This window comes from Nitrospirillum bahiense, assembly GCF_007828025.1.
Classification (GTDB): Bacteria; Pseudomonadota; Alphaproteobacteria; order Azospirillales; family Azospirillaceae; genus Nitrospirillum; species Nitrospirillum amazonense.
The window spans coordinates 85,698-108,089 of record NZ_VITO01000002.1 but is presented as its reverse complement, the minus strand read 5'-3'; the positions used below and the strand labels follow the sequence as shown (position 1 = coordinate 108,089).

Below are 22,392 nucleotides of genomic sequence, written 5' to 3'. Positions count from 1 at the left end.
TCCTTAGGCTCGTTCTGCAATCGTGTAGCGCGGCACAACTGTTTGGGTCACATAGGCATCGGACAGGTCTCGATAGAAGCCAATCTCGCGAAGGCGCCCGGTAAAGGCCTGCACATTGCGTCGCAGCGCTTTGCGCTCATCGATCGTCGGTGTGCTGGAACCTTCGCCAGGCGGCAGCTGGTCGATGTAGAGGCCGTAGCGCTCACGCAAGAAGGACAGCAGATCATCGATTCGCATCTCAACCGTGAAGTAGCCTTGCTCACCGCCTGGGCGCAATACCGCAATCTGCAGAAGCATCTCCAGCAAGCGACTTTCAAGTGCAAATCGCCTAGGGGCATTGCGTGCACGGGTCTGGGCGAGCAAAGCTCCCGACTTGTTCTTCAACATCGTCGCATCCAGCGACTCGATGATGTACTTCCGGTGGAAGGCACCACGGAGGGCCACCAGAATCTCGATGTAGGTCTCGAAATCCGAGAGCCCCATCTTGGTAATAGCCTCGACCTCAGCGTCCAATCCCGCGTCTCCTTCAGACAGGGATTCCAGGAGCCCGGCCAAGCGCTCGCCGAAGAACTTGTCCCGCTCCTCCGCAAAGGGTTCGCCCTGCAGCCCGTACAACTCGCCAATGGAGAACACCGAATTCAAGGGGCGGATCAGCTTGCCGCGTCGAACGAGGTGCTCCGAGAACTCGTCCAGCTTCTTGGCGACGAAGTACGCGCGGACGAAACCGGGGATGCGCCGGTAGTACCCATCTGCGCTGCGCTCAGCCAGCGCCGCCATGGCTGACTCCGCGCTGCCCGAGAGGTCAACAAACAAGCCCAGCTTGTAAGGGCAGTCGCCCTGAGGCTCACGCTGTTCACGCGGCTTCATCGGGCACGCCGATACTGCGCACAGCGAATTCGCGCCCTCCAGCTTCTGCCAGGCAGGCAGCAGCTTCAACAGGCGCAGGTGATACAGCGAGAGGTGGAATGAAAGCAGCACCTTCAGGTATTCCACCATCACCACGCGCGGCATGAAGGGCTTGTAGAACAGCAGTCGCTGGATATCCTCAGCCATCAAGTCGGCCGATCCGATGCACACCGGCGCAAAGCGGTCGCCTCCTGCACGCGTGTCTGCCGTGTCCTTTCGCTGAGACAAGAAATGGAGCAGGGTGGCCGTCTCGATGTCCGTCAGCGCCTTGTCGTTCAGCTCCCGCGTGACCTTGTCAAAGCCATCAAAGAAGAAGCTCTTCAGATGGTCAATAGCGTTGTGGCCAGACCTATTTCTGGCGTGGTATAGCATCTGATAGAGATGCTGGGCTGCGCCGTAGTCTCGCGAGTGCTTTGGGTTGCGGAAGCGATAGGTGTAGCCGTGCAGAGGCCGGGGGCCAGCCACGGCTGCGTTCTTCTTCCCCCGGTTCACGATATCCATCAGGTGGGTTTCCACCCAACGCTCCACCATGTCTCGGTGCTGCGTGAAGCCCAGGAACTTGTCGCTGGCGTCGAGGATGTCATCCACGAACTTGTCCACGGTCAGCTCGCGCTTGTCGCGGAACACGCTCGGGTAGCCGCCGTGTTCCAGGCGTTCAAACAGGCCTGTAAGCACCCGGTCCATCTCGACGGTTTTGAAGTCGAGATAGCTGATCTTCGGGAGCCGGAACTCTCTGTCCTTCTTCTGCAATGCCATCAGTGCCCCCTGCCGCCGTTTTCTATGGCTTCTTCTTTGCGCACGCCCGTCGCCGGCCACTGTAGCAAACGCATCTCAACACGGCCGTCGTCATGGCGAGCTAGGCGATAGAAGTCGTGGCCGGTCGTGGTGAGCAGAATTTCCCGGTAGGGCTGCGCGTTCAGGCTGTTCTTGAAGACGCCGAGGCAGAGATAGAAGCCCTGCATCTCCTCGACGCTCGGCCGGTAGCCTTCATTCAGGCGCACCAACATCTCGAACACGTCGAGGTTGATGATCAACTCACTGGTGATGGCGCCTGCGCCTTGGCCCTGGAACTTCAGCAGCAGGCCTGTCGGCAGGTGCTCAACGAAAGGAGCGTTGGCCGCAAAGTCTTGCACCTGCAGCCCAAACCCCTCGACAGGGAATAGGCGGTAGCTACGCACCGTGCCATGCTCGACCTGTCGCAGTTGCAAGGCCAAGCTGGCACCCAGCCGCTCTGGACGTTGCAGCCCCTCACCTCGGTTGATCGCATGCAGAATTTGGCTCGTGAGTTCGTCGATGGGCGTTGCCCCCCGAACGATCTCCACCATGCGCTTGGCCGAGCGATAAGGCAGCATCTTTTCCCAGCTTGTGTCGCGCCGCTCGAAGAAGTGTTTGCGGCGAGCCATTGCCACGTACTCCCGATGCTTGCGCGCACGCTGACGGACCGATGAATCCGACAGACCACGCGGCAGATCACCGAACAGGCGCTTCAACACCTCGAAGTCGAACTGCCCCCGGCGCTCAAAACGGAACAAGGCACGGTCGTCGGGCTGTACAAAGTCCAGCCCTCGGTCAAAGCGTGGGTCTTCCTGCTTGCCTACATCGAGGTCGCTCAACAGCGTGAGCAATCGATCCGAAGTTGGTTGCCCACCGCCCATCCAACTGTTGAAGTAGAAACTGCGGGCCACTTCATCATGCTTGCCGGCTGAGTACAGCGCATGAATCTCGCAGCAATCACGGTTACCAATCAGCATGAACGAAAGGGCCGAGCGCAGATCGCGCATCGTGATGTGCAAGCGCCCTCGCAGGTGCGCCATGGTGTACAGAGTCTTGAGGCGTTCCAGCAAGCGTGGGCCAGCGATCTCATCCTGGAAGCTCCGTGCGTTGTGCAACGCGTAGCAGCTGTCCTTCAAGTCGCACTGTTCGCAAGCTGACCAGTTCTTGGGCTGCACGATGCTTTGCAACGTGCGCTCCAGAATCGAGCCACCTTCAGCATCGGCCACGACGCTGCGAAGGTTCAGGTTTACCACCGCCACGCCAGACGCAGTTTCACCGGTTGAGAACGCACGCCGAACCAGCGCCGTAAGCGCTGGGAAGTCCCGTTCATGGGTCGCCAGGAAATCCACCAACCGGCCTTCATTGATCGCGATCAGGCGGGTCTCCTGCGGCCGCCAACCATTGGCGTCGCTGCCTTTGAATGGGGCCAAGAAATCCAATAGGACTTGGTTGTTGTCCTTGTTGCCCTCATCCTGGCTACCGTCGTAGTTGATCAGGTAGCGCTTGCCAGCCAAGGTCAGCTCGCTGCCGTTGGGAAGGTTGCGATTGGCTGAGCCCCCCCGGGCCTCGACTTCCTTCTCCAGGCGTTGCAAGAAGGCCGTCTTGCCATCGCCCGCATTACCCGAGATCAGTACCAGCCGGAACTCTCCCTGCAGCACGGCGGGCAGCAAGGCCCTATCCAGCGCCGTGTCCACATAGGCGGAGAACCCCAGTGCGTCCATGCCACGCGTACCGGCATTGCTGCGGCGGCTCTGGCTGTAGAGCGTCAGCAGATGCGAGACAAAGGCATTGCTGTTTGGCGCCGATTCGGCCAAAACGGCATTGCCGCTGCTGGCAGCAGCCGCCATGACAGTCTGGCTGACCATTTGAATGCGCCGCGCGTGGCGCACCTCTGCCAGTGCATCCCGGAAATCAATGGCGGTGTGGTAGCGCTCTGCCCGGCGCGGGGCGATGGCTTTCAGCACCACATTCACCAACTCCGGCGCCAGATCAGTAAAGCCCGACAGCTCGCGTGGGTCCGGCGCAGGCTTGTTGATGGGAGGCTCGGTCGTGTCCCAGGGGTAGCGGGAGGTCAGTGCCTCATACAAGGTCAAGCCCAAGGCATACAGATCACGGTCGGCGCGTTCACCATTGTGCGGGATGACCTCTGGGTCGAAGTCAGGCGGCAGATAGCGCCGTGAGCCACCACCTCGCGATTCCTTGTCGTCGGCTCGCACCGAGACATTAAAGTCGATGATCTTGGCGCCCTTCTGGGTCCACAGCAGGTTGCGCGGCTTGATGTCGCAGTGATGGAAGCCCTGCGCATGCAGGTGCACCAGGCCCTCAATCACCTGCTTGCCAAGCTCCAGCGCATCCGCCGGTGACAGTAAGCGATCATGAATCATGTCGCCAACGTCGGAGCCCTCCACATATTCGAACACGAGGAAGGGGATTTCACGGCCAGGTATCACATCCGCATCCAGTACTCGTACCACGTGTTTATGATCTGTGATATGCGCTAGATGGCGATATTCCTTCTTCAGGCGCTCTAGGGTCGAATGCCGGTCACTGACGATGAGCTTCACTGTGCGCGCGACATCACCCAAGGTATCGATCACCTTGTAGACCACGCCAAAGCTGCCACGCCCCAGCTTCTTCTCGACGATGAACTTGTGGGTCAGCCGGTAGCCAGCTGCCAGGTTCAAGTAGTCGGCTTGATCGTCCACCGCTTCAACGGGCCTGGGCTTCGGCGCTTCGACGGGCCCGGCTGCATGTTGCGCCACGGGTTGCAACAAGGCATTCAATGCCGCCAACGCGGCCGATGCGGTCAGCCTCTGGTGTTCGTCAAATGCGCACAGGCTTTGCAGCCAGCCGTCGAAAGCGTCATTCAGCTCCGGTCGCAGCGCGGAGGGCTTGTTCAGGAACTCACCTGCGCGATCCCACACCGTGGTCGGCTCGCCCGCGAACGGGCGCTCCCCGGTGAACAGTTCGTAGAGGATGACGCCTGCCGAAAAGATGTCTGATGCGGCGGATGCGGCGCCCGGCTCCCGGAACGCCTCTGGCGCCACATAGGCCTTCTCCACCAGATCGATAATGTCCGACGCAATCGTCAGGCTGCGGTCCACACCCGGCTTGGCGAAATCAAAGTCAGTGATGCGGGTGGTGCCATCCTGGCCGATCAAGATTGCGCCGGGGGTAAGGTTGCGATGCACCACGCCGTGGTGGTGCGCATGGGCCAGTGCAGCCAGCACGTCTTTGGCGACTCGCCACTTCTGGTCCAGCGTCAGCGCCAACTGAGGCCGGGCCATGTGCACGGTCAGCGCTTGGCCGGGCGCATCGTCCAGGATGAGAATGAAAGACTTGTCGTCGTCGGTCGGGAAGAAGTCCCGCGCGGCCACGATGTTGGGGTGTAGCGGCAGCTTGGACAGCGCCCGGTAGGCATTGGCAATGCGGTTGACTTGCGCCTTGCGCATGTCTTCAGGCTGGTAGGGGTCAGCCTGGTATACCCGCAGGCGGGCCATGCCACCCGCGAAAGCGTTCTCGGCGCGAAACTCGGTGTAGGCCTCCGCCGCCCCGAGCTTTTCTTTCACCTGCCAGTGCCCAAAGCGCTGCACGGCGGAAGCGGGCTTCACCACCTTCAAGGCATGCAGGATCAACCCCTGCTGCTGCAAGATGTTTTTGGAGAAGCGCGCCGGAATGCGTGTGGCGTCCTTGAAGTAGCGCTCTGCGTCCTTCAGCTTTACCACCCGGTCTGCATCCAGTTGCTCGCGGTCATTCAGGTGAGCATCGGGCGCGGTGAGCAGGATGGCGGCATCCACATAGATACCGTCCAGTTCATTCCGACCGGGATTGGCCTGAGTCACTAGGCCCTTAACCGTGCGCGCATGGCCGCGCAGCTTGCCCAGCGGCGATGGATATGGCGCGCGTCCCTCGGGGTACCACTTGTTGCCGTACACATCGATGGTGCCGCGCGTGCCCTTCACGTCGATCAGGTAAAGAGCGTGCGGAGTCAGCAACGCGATGTCGATCTCGAAGCGCTCGCCCTGCCGCTCGATCTCGAAGTTGTGAAGCAGAACGAAACTGTCTGGCAAGCGATCCCGCAGGTAAGCGATGGCGCTGCGCTCTGCATCGTTAACCGGCTGGCCAACTGGGATCACTTTGGCCATCAAACTCCTCCGCTCGAAATTTTCTCTTCAATCAGTGACCGAGCCTGGTCATCAGCCTCCAAACTACGGTCATACAGCTGACAACCTTCATTAACCAAGGCCGCGATTTCGCGCTCTTTTTCGTCGCCTAATCGTGGAATGGGTAAGCGATACATCATTGCGGGATGCTGCTCCTGCTGCTTCCCACCTGTACTGATAGATCGAAGCATGCGGAAAGCCAGCCTCGACCTCATGAATGCGAACAAATACCCAGGTTCAATGGCTCCCTCAAGTGGAACGCAACGGAAGAAGTCTCCGCTGTAGGCATACTTTGCTGTTCGCTGGGTCACGATTAGGGCGCGACAATACAGCTCAAATTCACCCAACGTCCCATGGGAAGGGACCAAAGTGGTTCCAGGCGGAACCACCAAACCCAATCCGGTCACCGATTTACGCGAAATCCACCGTCCCTCTGGGCGAACTTGAAATGCATTTCTTTGCCCCAGAAGCATGTAGCCGTACTCTGGATCAGCTTCGATCCGCGTAAAGATAATCTTCCCCTTAAATTGGGCGGGATCGCATAAATCCCCTAATTGGGAATACGACCTCGACTCAATTTCGCGCCGGATTTCTACTACCCGAGGGTCATAGTTCAAAGCGCGCAGACTTTCCGTAGACACTGAGCAATTTTCCCAGCCGCGTGCCCTCCGGTCCTGATGCCAGAGATCATCTCGCAAATCTTGTAGGCCGATGCTCTGTAGCAACATTCGCGTTGCACTGTTGATGAGTCTATGTGACTCACTTAAGTCAATAGCTGCGGATGAAACCAACTGATCAATTCGAGCCTCTAGCGCGCTGTCAAATCTGGGCACCGGCAAGTTCGAAATATGTTCAGGCTCTATATGTTGGACGATAGCGCCATAGGTACCAGAAACGACCAACGGAACGCCGAAACGGCTGGACAGAAAAGCGTACAAATAGCCGGAAGGAATGCGCTCTTTGTTCGGGACAACCCGCAGCACATGTTCTGAACAAGCCATGCCAGCCATGCCTGGGCGAACGTATGCCATGCGTCCAATCGTTCCCGACCTCGTTATTAGAGTCCACCCCTCTCTGAGGGTAAAAAGCGGATTACGATTTACCTGCTTCTTAGCAATTAATGGAAGCGCAGACAAATCAGCAGCGAGGATGTCTGTACTACCTAGAAATGGGACCCCATAGCTAGGGTCGTCGACCCAGACTCGGCCCTCTCGACCGGCATGAAAAATACGTTCAGTTAGGTCTTCGAGCTTTTCGGTTACGGGGACTCCTTTCAAGGCGTCTCTAGCCTCCAACGCTCCTGACATATATGGATTGCAGTCAAGTCGCCTTCCGCTTTCTTCCAACCAACTCGATCGGACGACGCGTGCATTCTTGAATCCGGACGACTTCATACTCTGACACCATGAGAGGAAGATTCTCGCTGTATGACGCGCATGCTCATTTGCCTGGCTCCGGATGTTTTGCACGGAACTCGGCATAGGCCTTTGCAATCTCTGGCAGGTCATCGTCTAGGATCCGTTCCTTTCGATGGAGTGTGCGAATCTGCAAACCGCCAGCGATACGCACCTTCTCTTCGTGGAGGACATCCTCAAGAATTTCCTCGCCGTCCGGGCCACGTTTAAACAATGTATTTCCCCTGCGGTCGAAGCCGACCTTGTTGGCAACAGCCATGAAGACGGGGTAGTCCTGCTTGCGCCCTAAATCCTCCGCTTGGATAACTTCAATAGGCTTCCGCTTCAAGAACAAAAGAGTTGTTTGGATATTGACATTGGCTTCGACAATGAATGATTCCACAGGCAACTCGACGCTTGCCAAAACCCAACAGTTACGAAGAATCCAATACCGGATGTACTCGTCACCAGGATTACCAAGGACACCATTAGGAAGAACGATTCCCATCCGGCCGTTTGGCCGGAGCCATCGGACACATCGTTCGGTGAACAGCGTTTCAGGAGCCACTGCAGGCTTGATGACGTTGGTCATGACGAAGCCATCGCCTTGCCGCTCCCAGCGGCGGGCCAGCTCGTACTGCTCCAGGATGGTCTTTTCGGTGACCGGAATGTCCGAGCCAAACGGCGGGTTGGTCATCAAGACATCAATCGTGCCTAGCGGGATGGCTGCCTTCGCAGCCGGCACACCCGGCAGGTGGCCTGCCGGGAACTCCAGCGAGTTCATGTGATAGAGATGGCCGAGCGAATTGCCAGCCATCATCACGTTCATCTGTGCCGCGCGAACCAGGAAGGGATCGAAGTCAGCACCAAACAGGTTGCTGGCTGCGAAGTGAGCCAACCGGTCTCGGATGGAGACGAACTCTTCCGTGTTCTCGTCGCCTGCCTTGATGCGCCTCTCTTCGTGGAAGACCTTGTTCAGGTAGTTCAAGGTCTCGACCAGGAAGCCACCCGTACCGCAGGACGAATCGAGCACGCGCTCGTGCTCTTTGGGTGCCAGCATCTTGACCACAAGACTAATGGCGCCACGCGGGGTGAAGTATTGGCCGCGATCGCCACGCAGGTTGGTGCCAACGATTTCTTGGTAGGCAGTGCCCTTGGCGTCCACATCGGTGCGACCAAAGTCGTAGCGGGCCAACTCTGAAACGATAAAGGCCAGGGCGCGGTCAGACAGGGTGATCTCTTCGTTGCCCTTGAACAGACCGTCGTACTTCTTCTTCACCGCCTCAAAAAGCGGCTTGATGCGCAGGCGGATTTGCTCTCGGCCAGCAGCTTCAAACGGCTCGAACGGCCCTACCCAGAAGCGACGTGCATCGTTGGGCTGCTGCTCGTCATACATCTTGCAGAAGATGAGGTACAGGAACTGCCAGAAGGCCGCATCCTTGGGCATGCCTTCGTTGCCGTGGATGTAGTTGTGGCAGCGGCGGAACGCTGTGCGCAGCATGACCGGATCGGCGCGGCGCAGGCGCCCCATAGAACGGCCTTCGACACTGAAGGTGTCGTCACCCAAGGGCCAGTCACCGATGGGTTTGAACTTGGTGTCGAAGCGAGTGACCTCCTTTTTGAAGAAGAAGAACTCCAGGCCATTGGTCCACAGGCCATAGTCGCAGCTAGCGACTTCGGCCATCACGGTCTCCAGCACCTCGAACTCTTTGCGCGCCTCTTCCGGGTCGCGCATGCGGTAGGCCCCTTTGGTGCCGAGCTTGGGTTCTTTTTCGACCACCACGGCGCGGTAGAGGTTGTCCACCGTATGCGCTTGGCCTGGCTTGAAGATGGCGATGTCGAGCTTGCGGTTCTTGCCTAGCACCTTGACCTTGAAGTCAGGCGCCATGTCTTCAGCGGCGATACCGTACTCATGGATGATGGCGCGAGCAATGCGCTGGCGTACTTGTTCCTTGTCGCTGTCTTTCACCGGGTTGCCGGTAATGTAGTCAAAGACCTTGCCCTCTTCGAGCGCGTTCTCAGGCGCTTGGGCTTCTTGATCCAGATCGCTCATATCGTTGTTGTCCTGTGCGGAGCGCTGCTTAGGCATCGCGCGGCTTCGTGTCATCCAAATCATCACTGCCGGCGGCGGCGGCACCAGCTCGCACCCAGGCGTCCACGTCTTTCTTCTTGAACTTCCAGAAGCGCCCGACCTTGTGTCCAGGCATGCCCTTGGAGGTCACCCAGGTGTAGATGGTGTCTTTGGCTACACCGAGATGACCAGCGATTTCATCGACAGAGAGCCAGCGGTCGTCCATGGCGGCATCCGGACAGTGATGCGCCGCCAAGATGGCGGCGGCTGGCCGCAATCTATGCTACTTCTGTTCGGGTAAACAGGGCTTTAGAGTGATTTAGTTGGGTTAGTCCTTGTCAGGCTCGCTTGAACCGGGTCTAGGCCAGATCAAGCCATGCTTCGCCGCTAGCGGCAGAACGTACCTATCCGGAAGTAGCCCAGATGAGCTTCGAAGGCTCGGCGCCGTTTGGCCGCTCGTCCGGCCGAGCACCTGAGCATAGGCGACGAGAGCGCGATGCACAGCGGCGGCGGGCAGCTCGACGCTCATCTTGACCGGCTGTCGTTCCAGCACGATGGAATTGCCGTCCGGCATTCCTTGGACAGCGCTGGATGGCCGCATTGGTTTCCTCACGGCGGACGTAGCCGTCGTATTGCAACTTCTCCGCCGCCGCCAGCAGGGCGGGATCGATGGTGGTGGCGCCCACCGCGACGCGGATCTGTTTCATCGACTTGCGCACAGCATCCAGAAAGGCGCGGCTGGCGTTCTCCATCAAGTGCCAGCGGTCGGCCACCTGGGTCGCGTCCGGCAAGGCCTTGGCGGTTGCTATCGCATAGCCGCCGCCGCTATCCCGCGCGACGGTGCTGACCTGGGGTTGACCTTCAAGCCAGGCCTGGACGGTCGCGGGTTCGCGATCCGGGAACAGCGCGATGGTCCGGCGGCGCTCCAGGTCGCAGATCAAGGTTCCGTAGCGCTGGTTACGTCGCCAAGCCCAGTCATCGCCCCCGATAACGGTCGGCGGCACGAATTTCGGACTCCCTCGGCGGCGAACCACGCGCAGCAACGTGTCATTGCTCACCGGCATCATCAGCCGTTGCGCCATCGCCGCCGCCGGTCGGCCGCCCAGGGCCAAGCCCAGGTGATGAACGATCTTGTCCAGCCGCGCTGTCCGGCGGGCCCTGGGCGCCAGGACGGTCGGATCGAACCGTTCAGTGAAGACGCACCGGCCGCAAAATACCGCGTCACAGAAGAACCGGCGGGCTAGCAAGGTCAACTGAGCCGTGCGGCCGGCGGCGGGGAGGTCCATCAAACGGCGTCGATAGCGCCTATGAACCCGCCGGGACGGCGTGCCACACCCAGGGCAACAGCTCTCGGTGAACTAGCCCGGAAATATCAAAGATATTTACTCCTGAGAGTACCGCTCCAGCGCCAGGTCGCGGTTCACCAGTACGCGCAGCGGCATGCCCGGCCGGTCCGCGAGCGTCGGCTGAATACCCAGGTCCTTGGCGGCCAGCCGTTGACCCATCTGGTTGGCGGCGTTGTCACCGCTTTGGCGCACGGCCACAATCACGTTGCCGCCGCCGCTGGTCTGGGTGTCGCCATTACTGGCCAGTTCGCCGGACACCCCCAGCAGGGTGGAGAGCACCATGCCGCGCAGCAGGCGGCCGGTGTGGTAATCGACCTCGTCCTCCAGGCCGGCATGGCCCTCCGTGTCAGTGGCCGGCAAGCGGTCCAGCACCAGGGATTTGCCGTTGGGCAGCAGCAAGCGTGTCCACACCACCAGGATGCGCGACTGGCCATAGGTCACGGCGCTGTCATACGTGCCCAACAGACGCGCGCCCTGGGGAATTAGGAGGAATCGACCGGTGACACTGTCGTAGATGTCCTCCGTCACCTGGGCGATGACCTGCCCTGGGAGGTCGGAATTCAAGCCTGTCACCAGTGCCGCCGCCAGGACAGTGCCCGCCTGGATGATGTAGGGGGAGGCCGGCTGCTGCAGCCGGTGGGCCGTCATGGTCGCGGTGTCCGCCGGCCCTTGCAGGAACGCGCGCTTATGGACCTGCCGGTTGGGGTCGTCATAATTGCCGACCTCTTCGCCAGGTGAGACGGCTGCGCCCTGCCCCGGCGCCCCGCTCGCCTCCAGCGAAGCGGCACCACGGGCCGTCACGGTGAAGAACACCGGCGAGGCCGCAGCTTGCTGGCGCTGCCGGTCCCGCTCCTGCGCCGCCTGGTTCGCCGGCCCGCCGGGGCTGGTAAACGCCGGCATCGGCGACGGCGGCGGCAACACCGACGGCGATGCAGCAGGCGCCGCCGGGCGCCGGGTCAGGTCGGCATAGCCGGGCGGCGGTACGGCCAAGCTGTCGTCCGGCTTGACCTCGGTGGCGTAAAGCTGCTGGTCAGCCGTCAGCTTCGGCGGTTTCCAGGTCAGCGCCCACCACAGCGCCACCACCACCAGTAAGGCCAGAACCGCGCTCGCGATAGCCAAGGTCCGGCGCGACAGCCGCGTCACCGGCCGTGGCCGCGCCCGCAGGGCGAAAGCCGCCGGATCCGCCTTGGTCGGGGGCTCCGGGGTCGGATACATGTCAGCTCCGACCGTCGATGCGGGTGATGCGCACCACCTGCTGCGGATCGGCGCCCAGGCGCAGTTCCGCAGCGGCGAACAGCCGGTCGACGATCAGGGTGGCGCCGCGCACCCGATAATTCACCAGTTCGGCCGTGCCGCCGTCCGGCCCCACCACGAACAGGGGCGGCATCTCCCCCTGGCTGATGCCGGCGGGAAAGCGCACATAGACCTTGCGGCCGTCATCGAACACCTGCATAGGCCGCCACGGTGGCGTATCGCCACTCAGCTCATAACGGAAGCGCAGGGCCGAGAGATCGACGCCATCGGCGGCCTGGGAGACAGCGCGCCCCTCCTCTTCCCGGTTGTGCGCCTTCAAGGCCACCAGGGCGTCGGCCGGATAGCGCCAGGAGACCTCGGCCATGTAGGTGGTGGCGGTGGGATGGGCCTCCAGGTGATAGCTGCGGCGGTCGGTCAGGATCACCAGGTTGTTCATGGGCAGGGTGGCGGCCAGGGGCTTCACCAGCACATGCACCTGTCGGCCCCCGCCGCTGCCGCTCTCACTGTCGCCGATCTTCCATTGCACGGTGTCGCCGGCGGCCACCGACTTCAATTCCTCCCCCGGTTCCAGGGCAATGTCCGTCACATGCACCGGCGCCACGTAGACCTGGTAAAGCGCCCCCTCGCTGTAGGGAAACACCTGCATGGCGTTGATATAGCCATCACGGGTGGGCAGCACCTTGGCGCCCGCATTGGCGGCCTGCACCCGCTTGGCCGGGTCCGCCGCCTCCGGCGTTGAGGTGCCTTCCAGCACCAGCGGTTTCAACTGGCCTGGCAGCGGCAAGGGCTCCGGCAGAGTGACGATCTCCACCGGCTTGGGCGGTGCCGGCTCCAGCTGAGCCGGCTGTGGGACGTCGTAGGTGATGGCCGGCGGCTTGTCGGCGCAAGCGGCCAAGGGAAGGCTGAGGGCCAGGCAAAGCCAACGCGTCATGGCGATCCTCCCGGCCCCAACTCCTGGGCCCAGTTGATGGCATCGATGTACAGGCCCAACGGGTTTTGCCGCAGGCGGGCCTCGGTGTGCGGCGTCTGGATCACCACCGTCAGGATGGCCGACCAGCGTTGGGGCGGTTGCGGCGCCCCGTCGTCAAAGGGATGCTCCACCCAGGCGATGCGGAAGGAGTCGGGACTGGCCCGCACCACGCTGGTGATGTCCACGGTCACGGCGTGCCGGCCCAGCCGGCCAAAGGGATCCGCCTGGTGGGCGTAGGCGTCCAGCGCCGGCTTGGCGCGGCTGGTGATCTGGCCATAGGCGTCGAGCCAAGCCTGGCGCACCACCACCGGGTCCACCGACAGGCCGCGCACCTCCGTGACGAAGCGCCCCAGGAAGTAGGCGATCTGGGCATCGCTGGGGCGATAGTCCGCCATGGCCGGCGCCACCGCCTGGACCGCCCCCAGCTTATCCACCTCCACCACGAAAGGTGTCACCACCGCCCGGGCCCGCATGCGCACGTCATCACCCAGCAGCACGGCCGCCAGGCCGAAGCAGCCGAACGCCATGAGGCGCCAGTTGGCGGCCTGCACCCGGGCGCTGCCGATGCGCTCATCCCAGAGCTGCTCCGCCCGCTGGTATGGCGTCACCGGAGCGGGCGTCTTGCCATACCGGGCCTGTCGGCGGCGCCATCTCATGACCCGTCCCCCTTCAACTGCGGCCGCATGGCGGAGCCGCCACCGCCCTCATCGCGCGATAGATGATCGGTGGCGCGCACCACCGCCTGCTGGCGCAGGCGCTCCGCCCATGCCGGGGTGCCGGAGGCGGGCGACGAGGGCGTCGGTGGGGCCGGCGACGGGGGTGGCGGACTTGCCGGCGATCCGGGCGACGCCGCGCCCATGCCCCGGCCCAGGCCACCGCCCGCCGCCCCCGCATCCGCATTCGCACTGGCCGCGCGGGCGGTCATGCCGGCGCCCCCGGCCGCCAAGGCCACCGTGCCGGCCACCATGGCCACCGGCGCCGCCGCGGCCCCCAAGCCCAACTGCGGCGCGCCGGAGGTGAGGCCGCCCGCCAAGCGGTTGGCGGCGAAGGCCAGTCCCGCCACGGTCATGGCCGCCAACAGGATGGTCATCGTGTCCTGCAGGCTCAATTCCTGCGCCGGATCGGTGGGCAGGATTTCCGTATAGAGCCGGGTGCCGATGCCGGTGATGACGGCGAACACCAGGATGCGGACGCCGGACGTGACCACCTGGCCCAGCACCGGCTCGGCGATGAAAGCCGTGCCCTTCCACAGGGCGAAGGGCACCAGAATGAAGCCCTTCAAGGTCGTCAGCTTGAACTCGATCACCGCCAGGAACAGCAGGATGGCCAGGACGAAGAAGGCCAGCAGGGTGACGAGGATCGCCACCGTCAGCAGCAACACCTCGCTCAGGTTGCTGAACACCTTGGGGAAGCCTGACAGGCGCTGGAACTGGTTCAGCAGCACCTGGGTACCTTCCACGCCGGCATGAGCGAGACGGCCGGGGTGCAGGAAGTCCTGATAACTCAGAGTAGCGCCCGATGCCTTCAACCCCAGCGCGGCAAAGCCATCGAAGATTGTTTTCGCCAGGAATTTCCAATTGTTCAACAGGAGCGCGAAGAAACCTACGGACAAGACCTTCTTGGCCAGGACTTGCGGGACCTCCTCTTCTCCCAATGCCCAGGCCAATCCGGCCAGGGTACCGTCGATACCGATCAACACGGTGACCAGGTAACCGACGTCCCCAGCGATCAAGCCGAAGCCGCTATCGATGGTTTGGCCGTAGACATCCAGGAAGTGATCGATAACGGAGACATCATTGGCCATGAGGTGGCTCCGTCTTCGGCGGTGCGGTCTGCGGAGGCTGGGCCGGAATCAGCATGTCGGGAGTATTGGGGAAGAGGTTCACCGGCAGCGGGTTATACTGGCCCGCGCCCTTGCCCATGAACCGCTGCCGCTCGGCCTCATCGGCGACCTTGCAGCGGGAATCGTCCACCGCCTTCATGCCCAGATCCCGGCAGCGATCCAGTTCCTGGCGCAGCAGGGCATGGTCGGCCAGCAACTGCTCCACGGTGGGGTCGGCGGCGCGGGCGAACAGGGCGATGGAACCGGCGGTGACAGCGGCAGCGGCGGCCACCGCCGCAACGAGAGTGCGCGTCTTCATGGGGAGCCTCCAAACACCTGAACGGGTATCTGAGTATACCCCACCCCCACGCCCACGAATCGGCGCCACTCCGCCTGCGCCGCCGCCTCTTCTTCAGTGATACGCAAGGCCTCCGCCGTTTGGGCACGGGCGTTGGCGGCCAGCAGATCCTGGGTGGTGGCCAGCTGGCGCACCTGCAACGCCAACAGCTGGTTGCCGGCCTGGGTGGCCTGCAAGGCGCCCACCGCCCCCTGGCTTTGATCCACCAGGGCCGCCATCTGCGCCTGGTCGGCGGCCCCGCCCTGCACCACCTGGGCCTGCACGGCCAGCGCCTGGCGATGCGCCTCCACGGCGGCGGCGCGTTGCGCATCGCCATCGGCCACCACCCCCGCCTGGGTGACGGCGCCGTCGTAAGCGGGATAGAGGACCTGCATCTGCTGCTGCAACCGGCTGACGTCGAAGCTCAGCCGCTGAGCCTGACTTACCAAGGTCGTCAGCTGCGTCATCGAGGCCTGCAGCTGCGCCAGGCTGGAATAGGGCAGCGTCGTCAGGTTGCGCACTTGGTACTGCAGCGATTGGGTCAACTGCTGAATCTGGGTGACCTGGTTGTTGATCTCCTGTAACGCCCGCGCCGCCGCCAGCGTGTTCTGCACCAGGTTGGCGTGATCTATGACCGCCCACTGGGCACCCGCCGGCGGCGCCAGCAGCACCAGGCCCAGCAGGGCAACGGTCCAGCGCCGCCTCATGACCAGCCCTCCACCAACTCGGCCGCCCAGGGCAGGCTGCGGGCGCGCAGCCAGGCGGAACCGAACCCCTCCGGCCCCACCTCGGCCAGCACCCGGTCCACCTGCGCCAGGTCCTCCGGCTGGGAGGCACCGCAAATAGCCAAGGCGGCGGGGCCCATGCCCAACTCGAACAGGCGGCAGCCGGCGGCCGACTGGAACCAGTAGTCCCGCTTGGGCACGGCCTGGGCGATGGTGGTGATCTGGCGGTCGTTCAGGCCCAGGCGGACATAGGCCTGCCGGCTCTCCGGCTCGACCGCGCGAGCATTGGGCAGGAAGATGCGCGACAGGCAGCTTTCGATGACCGCCGGCGCCACGGGGGAGTCCAGAATGTCGGCCAGGCTTTGGGTGGCGAACACCACCAGGGCGTTCTTGCCTCGCACCGTCTTCAGCCATTCCCGCAGCTTGGCGGCGAACAGCGGATCGTCCAGCGCCACCCAGGCCTCATCCACCCCGATCAAGGTGGGCCGGCCGTCCAACCAGCCTTCGATGCGGTGGAACAGGTAGAGCAGGACGGCCCGTGCCGCCCGCTTGGAACCCAACAGGTCTTCCGTCTCGATGGCCAGCAGGCTGACATCGCTCAGGCTTTCCGCGTCCGCGTCCAGCAGGCGGCCGAAGGGGCCGGACAGGGTGTAGGGTTCCAGCGCCGCCTTCAGGGCGTTGGATTGCAACAGCGCCACCAAGCCGGACAGCGTGCGCTCCGGGGAGGGGGCGCCCGCCAGGCTGCCCAGCGCCGACCACACCATGCCGCGCGCCACCGGCGTCAGGGGCAGGCCTTCCTGCCCCAGTAGGGTCTCGATCCACTCCGCCGCCCAGGCGCGCTCGGCCGCCTCATCAATACGGGCCAGGGGCTGAAAGGCGATGGCCCGCCCCTCGCCCAAGGCCAGGTCATGGAACACGCCACCAGCGGCCCAGACCGCCGCCTTGGAGGACCGCCGCTTGTCGAACAGCACCACCCGGGCCCTGGGATAGCGGCGGAACTGCAGCGCCATGAGCGCCAGCAGCAAGGACTTGCCCGCCCCGGTGGGACCCAGGATCAAGGTGTGGCCGACATCGCCCTGGTGGGTGACCAGGCGGAAGGGCGTCGCCCCGGCGGTCCGCGCCACCAGCAGCGGCGGGCCATTGAGGTGGGCGTTGCGCTCCGGTCCCGCCCAAACCGCCGACAGCGGCAGCATATGCACCAGGTTCAGCGACGAGACCAGCGGCTGGCGCACATTGGCGTAGCATTGGCCGGGCAGGCTGGACAGCCAGGCCTCCACGGCGTTCAGCCCCTCCTCCACCGCCACGAAGCCCAGGCCGCGCGCCACCCGCCCCACCGCCCGCGCCCGCTCCGCCGCCACCGCCTCGTCCTCATCCCACACGGTGACCGTGGCGGTGAAATAGCCATAGCTGACGGCGTCCGAGCCCAATTCCCGCAGCGCCATGTCGGCATCCAGCGCCTGCGCCTCGGCATCGCTGTCGACCAAGCGGGATTCCTGCTGCCACAGCACCTCGCGCAGCAGGGCGGCGATGCCCTTGCGCTTGGCCCACCAGTGCCGGCGCTTGGTCGCCAGTTCCTTCTGCGCCTCCGCCTTCTCCAGCGGCAGCCAGCGCACCACCCAGCGATAGGGCAAGGCCAGATGGTTAAGCGCGTCCAGCAGCCCCGGCCAGGTGACGTCGGGCAGGCCGCGCAGGGTCAGGGTGCGCAGATGCGCCCGCCCCAGCAGCGGCGCCACCCCCGGTGTCAGGGCGCAATCGGGCAGCAGGCCGTCCAGGTAGAAGGGCACCGGCGGCACCGTCACCGGGTGGCGGCCATGGGTGGAGATGCAGCCGTGCAGATAGGCCAGGGTCTCGGCATCGTCCAGCCAGCGGCACACCGGCATCAGCGGTACCAGCAGGTCCAGCACCCGGTCCCCCTCCGCCACGACGGCGTCGCGCACGAAGCGCCAGTCCAATTCCCGCCGCCGGCCGGCCGTGTCGTAGAGCAACTGGCCCGCCTGGGCCGTGCGCTCCGGCGGCGGCAGGTAGCAGAGCGTCAGGAACTGCTCGCTCTCGAACTGGGCGCCCTCCTGGTCAAACGCCGCCCGGCGCTCCTCATCCACCAGACGCGACACCGGGTCGGGGAAACGGCTGTCCGGGTAGCCGGTGGCCAGCCGCCGGGCCGCCTCGACGAACAGGGCCCAGCCCTCGCCCAGCCGCTTCAGCGCGTTGTTGACGCGCGCCGCCACCGCCATCAGCTCCGCCGCCGGCACCGCGTCCAGGTCCGCCCCCCGGAAGAGGGCCGTGCGTTGCAGGCTGCCGTCCTTGTTCAGCACCAGGCCCGGCCCCACCAACCCGGCCCAGGGCAGGTAGTCGGCCAGTTCGCGGCGCCGGGCGCGGTATTCGCGGAGGTCGAGCATGGTCAGACATCCAGCAAGAGGCGGGCGACCCGCAGATGATGGGCGAACAGCGGCAGGAACTGCGGGTCCTGGCGGGTCAGGAACAGGGCCACGCCGTGGCCCAGGGCGTAGACCGCCACCCCCGCCAGCCACAGTTGCAGGCCCAGCCCGATGGCGGCGGCCAGCGTGCCCAGCGCGATGGCCAAGCCGCGCGGGATGCCGCCCAGCAGGATGGCCTCGGTCAAGGACCGGTGCAGCGGCACCAGCCAGCCGGGAAGGTCGCCGGTCATGACACCAGCGCCCCGCCGGAGAAGCTGAAGAAGGTCAGGAAGAAGCTGGCGGCGGCGAAGGCGATGGACAGGCCGAACACCACCTGGATCAGCCGGCGCATGCCGCCGGAGGTCTCGCCGAACGCCAGCGCCAGGCCGGTGCCGATGATGATCAGCACGGCGATGATCTTGGCGACGGGGCCCTGGACGGAGTCCAGGATCTGCTGCAGCGGCTGCTCCCACGGCATGCTGGTGCCGGCGGCCAGGGCCGCCTGGGGCAAGAGCGCCGCGATGGCCAGGAGCCAGCGCAAGGGAAAACGCTTCATGACGAACCTCCAGGTCCAATGGGGGTGGGCAGCGCCAGGGGGCCGGCGCCCAGGGGTTCCAAGGCGTAGCCGTCATCGCCCTTGAGGCCGGCGACACGCCACAGGCCGGCCAGGCGCCGCTGCGGACCCCGGCCGGCCAGGACGGCGATGAGGTCGATGGTCTCGGCGATGAGCGGCCGGGGCACGGTCACCACCGCCTCCTGCACCAGTTGCTCCAGCCGACGCAGGGCGCCGGGGGCGGAACCAGCATGCAGGGTGGCGATGCCGCCGGGATGGCCGGTGCCCCAAGCCTTCAACAGGTCCAGGGCCTCGCGCCCGCGCACCTCGCCCACGGGAATGCGGTCGGGACGTAGGGCCAGGCTGGCGCGCACCAGGTCCCCCATGCCCATGACGCCGGGGCGGGTGCGCAGAGGCACCACGTTGGGCACCTCGCAGCGCAGTTCCCGCCGGTCCTCGATCAGGATAATGCGGTCGCCCGTCTGCGCCAGTTCCCGCAGCAGGGCGTTGGCCAGCGTGGTCTTGCCCGTGCCGGTGCCGCCGACGATGAGGATGTTCCAGCGCTCGGCCACCGCGGCGCGCAGGGTGGCGGCCTGGCGGGCTGTCATGACCCGGGCGGCGACGTAATCGTCCAGGCCCAGGCCCATGGCCACCGGCTTGCGGATGGCGAAGGTGGGGCCGGTCACCACCGGCGGCAACAGGCCCTCGAACCGCTCCCCGCCCTGGCCATCGGCATCCACGGGCAGTTCGGCGGAGATGGAGGGGCGGCCGCCATGCACCTCCTCTCCGGCGCAGGACGCGACCAGGCGGATGATGCGCTCCCCATCGGCGGCGGACAGGCGATGGCCCGTGTCGGCCAGGCCGGCGGACAGATGGTCGACCCATAGCCGGCCATCGGGGTTGAGCAGGATCTCCACGATGTCCGGCGCCCGCAGCAGGTCGGCCAGCAGCGGCCCCAGGGCGCTGCGCAGCATGCGGGCCCAGGGCGCTGCGCAGCATGCGGGCCGTGCGGGCGGCCACGAGGGTGGAACCGTCAGACATGGGCCGCCTCCGCCGGTTCATCGTCTGGCGCCGGTTCGGCGTCCACCCTATCCGGGCTGGCGGCCTGGTGGCGCTCCGGCCAGATCTCGACGCTGATCTCCTGGACCAGGCTCTCGCCGCGCTGCAGCCGGCGGCCCAGGGTGGCGATGTAGTTCTGGTAGCGCTGGGTGCCCTGGGCCTTGGCGGCGGCCTGGTGCTCAGTCGGGATGGGCATCGTCACCGACAGCCAGAAGCGCACGAACAGCGCCTGGGCCTCGATGGCGATGGTCAGGTCGCGCTCCACCCGCTCCAACTGCCGCGACAAGCGATCCAGCCGGCGGGCATAGGCGGCCTCCCGCCGGTCCAGCGCATCCGGCGACAAGAAGGAGGCCACCGCCGCCTCCACCAGCTGCGACCGATGCACGCCCTGGCGCAGGGCCAGCTCGGTCAGCTGGTCGGCCAGCTTGGGATCGAAGTAGCAGTTAAGACGGCTCTTCATGGTCAGAGCTCCATGCCGTCATCGGGGTCGAGCGCCGCCGCGCGGGCGATGGGTAGCCTGGCCATCACGCGCTGGCGCGGTCCCTCGTCATCGGGCCCGTCGTCGGCCACGGCGAACTCGTCGGAGGGGTCCAGGGGCGGAGCGGGCTGGTCGGGGCTCGCTAGGCCCGGCTCCTGCCGGAGGCCGCCCTCCTCGTCCTCGGCACCGCCCGCGCCACCGCCGGGCCCGGTGGGCCCGCCAAGGGCTGCCCGGCCCGACCAGTCGTCAGGCCGGCCTGGGGGGCGGTCGGGATAGACAGTGTCGTTGAGGGTCGGGGCCGGCAGGACGCGCTCCCGCAGTTGCGGCTCCTCGTAATAGCGCAGCTTGCGCGCCCGGATGGGCGGCGTGCCCGCCACCATGATCAGCTCGTCGGTGGCCGGCAGTTGCATCACCTCGCCGGGCGTCAGCAGCGGACGGGCCGTCTCTTGCCGGCTCACCATCAGGTGGCTGAGCCAGGGCGCCAGCCGGTGGCCGGCGTAGTTGTTCATGGCCCGCTGTTCGGTGGCTGTGCCCAGGGCGTCGGAGATGCGCCTGGCCGTGCGCTCGTCATTGGTGGCGAAACACACCCGGATGTGGCAGTTGTCCAGGATGGCGTCGTGCTCGCCGTAGGCCTTCTGGATCTGGTTCAGCGACTGGGCGATGAGGAAGGCGCGGATGCCGTAGCCGGCCTGGAAGGCCAGCGCGGTCTCGAAGAAATCCAGCCGGCCCAGCGCTGGGAACTCGTCCAGCATCATCAGCAGGCGCCGGCGCCGGGCGGTGTTGTCCAGCTTCTCCGTCAGCCGGCGGCCGATCTGGTTCAGCACCAGGCGGACCAGCGGCTTGGTCCGGCTGATGTCCGAGGGCGGCACCACCAGGTAGAGCGACACCGGCCGCTCGCCCTCCATGAGGTCGGTGATGCGCCAGTCGCACCGCCCCGTCACCTTGGCCACCACCGGGTCGCGGTAGAGGCCCAGGAAGGACATGGCGGTGGACAACACGCCGCTGCGCTCGTTCTCCGACTTGTTCAGCAGCTCCCGCGCCGCCTGGGCCACAACCGGGTGCACCCGGTCGCCCAGATGCCGGGTCCGCATCATGACCCGCAGGGTGCGGTCGATGGGTCGAGCGGGGTCGGAGAGGAAGGCCGCCACGCCGGCCAGCGTCTTGTCCGCCTCGGCATAGAGGACGTGCAGGATGGTGCCGACCAGCAGGGCGTGGCTGGTCTTCTCCCAATGGTTCCGCCGCTCCAGCGCCCCATCCGGATCGACCAGGATGTCCGCCACGTTCTGGACGTCGCGCACCTCGCAGGCCCCCAGCCGCACCTCCAACAACGGGTTATAGGCGGCGGACCGCGGATTGGTGGGGTCGAACAGCAGGCAGTGGGAGAACAGGGCGCGCCAGCCGGCGGTGACCGCCCAGTTCTCTCCCTTGAGGTCATGGACCAGGACGCTCTCCGTCCAGCTCAGCAGGGTGGGGACGACCAGGCCGACGCCCTTGCCGCTGCGGGTGGGCGCGAACACCAGCACGTGCTCCGGCCCGTCATGGCGCAGGTAGCGCCGCCCCATCCGCCCTAGCATCACCCCGGCATCGGCCAGCAGGCCGGCCCCGCGCACCTCCTCGGCCGCCGCCCAGCGGGCCGACCCATAGGTCGCCACCGCACCAGCGGCGCGGGCACGCAGGGTGGAGCCGACCACGGCCACCAGCAGGGCGCCGACGCCGCCGGCACTGGCGATGCAGGCGCCGACCAGGAAGACGCGCGGCGCGTAGGCGTCGAAGCGCAGCCACCAGAGGAAGAACAGCTCAGGACGGTAGACGGGGCTGGCGCCCAGGTAGAACCAGGGCCGCCCCAAGGCGGGGGCATGGCCCAAGCGCCAGGCCACCCACTGGGTGGCGAGCCAAACGCCGGCCAGCACCAACGCCAGTGCCGCCGCGATCTGACCCCAGAGGATGCGCCCGCCGGTCATCGGTCCTGTCCCGCTTGTGAGAGGCGGGATAGATAAAGAAGACCGGATTCAGGCTATCGCAACAGCCAACAGCCGCCATCGTAGGGCAGCGTAGAAATAGAAACGGTCGGCGGAGCGGCCCGTCAGGATGCCGTCCATCGACTTGACATCAGCCAACGCAACCCC

Annotated in this window: 18 protein-coding genes and 1 pseudogene; all 19 read right to left on the bottom strand. The window is 65.0% G+C overall.

Going from position 1 to position 22,392, the window contains the following annotated elements; all coding sequences use genetic code 11:
* Positions 1–3: 3 nt before the first annotated feature.
* Entirely contained in the window at positions 4–1,662 is a 1,659-nt protein-coding gene (gene mads7, locus FBZ88_RS03085; protein WP_145615394.1) for a methylation-associated defense system protein MAD7, read from the bottom strand.
* On the bottom strand, positions 1,662–5,825 hold the full coding sequence (gene mads6 / locus FBZ88_RS03080) for a methylation-associated defense system protein kinase MAD6 (RefSeq protein ID WP_145615393.1): 4,164 nt from the start codon (positions 5,823–5,825) through the stop codon (positions 1,662–1,664). Before mads6 ends, mads7 begins: the two co-directional genes overlap by 1 nt.
* Positions 5,825–7,237 carry a methylation-associated defense system restriction endonuclease subunit S MAD5 gene (gene mads5, locus FBZ88_RS03075; RefSeq protein WP_425465777.1) on the bottom strand — a complete coding sequence of 471 codons (1,413 nt, stop codon included), beginning with the start codon at positions 7,235–7,237 and terminating at the stop codon, positions 5,825–5,827. Before mads5 ends, mads6 begins: the two co-directional genes overlap by 1 nt.
* A gap of 46 nt (positions 7,238–7,283) precedes the next feature.
* On the bottom strand, positions 7,284–9,290 hold the full coding sequence (gene mads2, locus FBZ88_RS03070) for a methylation-associated defense system DNA methyltransferase MAD2 (RefSeq protein ID WP_145615391.1): 2,007 nt from the start codon (positions 9,288–9,290) through the stop codon (positions 7,284–7,286).
* A gap of 28 nt (positions 9,291–9,318) precedes the next feature.
* Complete coding sequence (gene mads1 / locus FBZ88_RS03065) at positions 9,319–9,534, bottom strand: methylation-associated defense system helix-turn-helix domain-containing protein MAD1 (protein WP_145615390.1); 216 nt, start codon at positions 9,532–9,534, stop codon at positions 9,319–9,321.
* Positions 9,535–9,636: 102 nt separating this feature from the next.
* Complete coding sequence (locus FBZ88_RS03060) at positions 9,637–9,837, bottom strand: DUF2274 domain-containing protein (RefSeq protein WP_246138506.1); 201 nt, start codon at positions 9,835–9,837, stop codon at positions 9,637–9,639.
* Positions 9,830–10,651, bottom strand: a pseudogene (locus FBZ88_RS03055) (ISL3 family transposase); the annotation flags it as partial. The gene FBZ88_RS03060 and the pseudogene FBZ88_RS03055, both read right to left, overlap by 8 nt.
* 39 nt (positions 10,652–10,690) lie before the next feature.
* Positions 10,691–11,869, bottom strand: a complete 1,179-nt coding sequence (locus tag FBZ88_RS03050; protein WP_145615388.1) for a TraB/TrbI/VirB10 family type IV secretion system protein — start codon at positions 11,867–11,869, stop codon at positions 10,691–10,693.
* A gap of 1 nt (position 11,870) precedes the next feature.
* Positions 11,871–12,839, bottom strand: coding sequence for a P-type conjugative transfer protein TrbG (gene trbG / locus FBZ88_RS03045; RefSeq protein ID WP_145615387.1), 969 nt, complete (start codon positions 12,837–12,839; stop codon positions 11,871–11,873).
* Positions 12,836–13,534, bottom strand: a complete 699-nt coding sequence (gene trbF, locus FBZ88_RS03040; RefSeq protein WP_145615386.1) for a conjugal transfer protein TrbF — start codon at positions 13,532–13,534, stop codon at positions 12,836–12,838. Before trbF ends, trbG begins: the two co-directional genes overlap by 4 nt.
* Positions 13,531–14,682 carry a P-type conjugative transfer protein TrbL gene (gene trbL, locus FBZ88_RS03035; protein ID WP_145615385.1) on the bottom strand — a complete coding sequence of 384 codons (1,152 nt, stop codon included), beginning with the start codon at positions 14,680–14,682 and terminating at the stop codon, positions 13,531–13,533. The genes trbF and trbL overlap by 4 nt, the downstream gene beginning before the upstream one ends.
* A complete protein-coding gene (gene trbK-alt, locus FBZ88_RS03030; RefSeq protein ID WP_145615384.1) occupies positions 14,672–15,019 on the bottom strand; it encodes a putative entry exclusion protein TrbK-alt in 348 nt (115 codons plus the stop codon). The genes trbL and trbK-alt overlap by 11 nt, the downstream gene beginning before the upstream one ends.
* Positions 15,016–15,744, bottom strand: a complete 729-nt coding sequence (gene trbJ / locus FBZ88_RS03025) for a P-type conjugative transfer protein TrbJ (protein WP_145615383.1) — start codon at positions 15,742–15,744, stop codon at positions 15,016–15,018. The genes trbK-alt and trbJ overlap by 4 nt, the downstream gene beginning before the upstream one ends.
* Positions 15,741–18,158 (bottom strand): conjugal transfer protein TrbE, encoded by a 2,418-nt coding sequence (trbE, locus tag FBZ88_RS03020; protein WP_145615382.1) that lies wholly within the window; start codon positions 18,156–18,158, stop codon positions 15,741–15,743. The genes trbJ and trbE overlap by 4 nt, the downstream gene beginning before the upstream one ends.
* Before the next feature lie 2 nt (positions 18,159–18,160).
* The gene (locus tag FBZ88_RS30500) at positions 18,161–18,427 is read right to left on the bottom strand and encodes a VirB3 family type IV secretion system protein (protein ID WP_145615381.1); all 267 of its coding nucleotides are present in this window, start codon (positions 18,425–18,427) and stop codon (positions 18,161–18,163) included.
* Complete coding sequence (locus FBZ88_RS30495) at positions 18,424–18,732, bottom strand: TrbC/VirB2 family type IV secretion system protein (RefSeq protein ID WP_145615380.1); 309 nt, start codon at positions 18,730–18,732, stop codon at positions 18,424–18,426. The genes FBZ88_RS30500 and FBZ88_RS30495 overlap by 4 nt, the downstream gene beginning before the upstream one ends.
* Entirely contained in the window at positions 18,729–19,703 is a 975-nt protein-coding gene (gene trbB / locus FBZ88_RS03005) for a P-type conjugative transfer ATPase TrbB (RefSeq protein WP_145615379.1), read from the bottom strand. Before trbB ends, FBZ88_RS30495 begins: the two co-directional genes overlap by 4 nt.
* A gap of 59 nt (positions 19,704–19,762) precedes the next feature.
* Positions 19,763–20,248, bottom strand: coding sequence for a conjugal transfer protein TraG (locus tag FBZ88_RS03000; protein ID WP_145615378.1), 486 nt, complete (start codon positions 20,246–20,248; stop codon positions 19,763–19,765).
* A gap of 2 nt (positions 20,249–20,250) precedes the next feature.
* Positions 20,251–22,227 carry a conjugal transfer protein TraG gene (locus tag FBZ88_RS02995; protein WP_145615377.1) on the bottom strand — a complete coding sequence of 659 codons (1,977 nt, stop codon included), beginning with the start codon at positions 22,225–22,227 and terminating at the stop codon, positions 20,251–20,253.
* Positions 22,228–22,392: the final 165 nt, after the last annotated feature.

Excerpts from the sequence above, each read along its gene's own strand:
- FBZ88_RS30495 (WP_145615380.1), bottom strand. The coding sequence starts at position 18,732 with ATGAAGCGTTTTCCCTTGCGCTGGCTCCTGGCCATCGCGGCGCTCTTG.
- trbE (WP_145615382.1), bottom strand. The coding sequence starts at position 18,158 with ATGCTCGACCTCCGCGAATACCGCGCCCGGCGCCGCGAACTGGCCGAC.
- trbK-alt (WP_145615384.1), bottom strand. The coding sequence starts at position 15,019 with ATGAAGACGCGCACTCTCGTTGCGGCGGTGGCCGCCGCTGCCGCTGTC.
- trbG (WP_145615387.1), bottom strand. The coding sequence starts at position 12,839 with ATGACGCGTTGGCTTTGCCTGGCCCTCAGCCTTCCCTTGGCCGCTTGC.
- FBZ88_RS30500 (WP_145615381.1), bottom strand. The coding sequence starts at position 18,427 with ATGACCGGCGACCTTCCCGGCTGGCTGGTGCCGCTGCACCGGTCCTTG.
- FBZ88_RS03060 (WP_246138506.1), bottom strand. The coding sequence starts at position 9,837 with ATGAGCGTCGAGCTGCCCGCCGCCGCTGTGCATCGCGCTCTCGTCGCC.
- FBZ88_RS03050 (WP_145615388.1), bottom strand. The coding sequence starts at position 11,869 with ATGTATCCGACCCCGGAGCCCCCGACCAAGGCGGATCCGGCGGCTTTC.
- mads5 (WP_425465777.1), bottom strand. The coding sequence starts at position 7,237 with ATGAAGTCGTCCGGATTCAAGAATGCACGCGTCGTCCGATCGAGTTGG.
- trbJ (WP_145615383.1), bottom strand. The coding sequence starts at position 15,744 with ATGAGGCGGCGCTGGACCGTTGCCCTGCTGGGCCTGGTGCTGCTGGCG.
- mads2 (WP_145615391.1), bottom strand. The coding sequence starts at position 9,290 with ATGAGCGATCTGGATCAAGAAGCCCAAGCGCCTGAGAACGCGCTCGAA.
- FBZ88_RS02995 (WP_145615377.1), bottom strand. The coding sequence starts at position 22,227 with ATGACCGGCGGGCGCATCCTCTGGGGTCAGATCGCGGCGGCACTGGCG.
- mads7 (WP_145615394.1), bottom strand. The coding sequence starts at position 1,662 with ATGGCATTGCAGAAGAAGGACAGAGAGTTCCGGCTCCCGAAGATCAGC.
- mads1 (WP_145615390.1), bottom strand. The coding sequence starts at position 9,534 with ATGGACGACCGCTGGCTCTCTGTCGATGAAATCGCTGGTCATCTCGGT.
- trbF (WP_145615386.1), bottom strand. The coding sequence starts at position 13,534 with ATGAGATGGCGCCGCCGACAGGCCCGGTATGGCAAGACGCCCGCTCCG.
- trbB (WP_145615379.1), bottom strand. The coding sequence starts at position 19,703 with ATGCTGCGCAGCGCCCTGGGGCCGCTGCTGGCCGACCTGCTGCGGGCG.
- mads6 (WP_145615393.1), bottom strand. The coding sequence starts at position 5,825 with ATGGCCAAAGTGATCCCAGTTGGCCAGCCGGTTAACGATGCAGAGCGC.
- trbL (WP_145615385.1), bottom strand. The coding sequence starts at position 14,682 with ATGGCCAATGATGTCTCCGTTATCGATCACTTCCTGGATGTCTACGGC.
- FBZ88_RS03000 (WP_145615378.1), bottom strand. The coding sequence starts at position 20,248 with ATGAAGAGCCGTCTTAACTGCTACTTCGATCCCAAGCTGGCCGACCAG.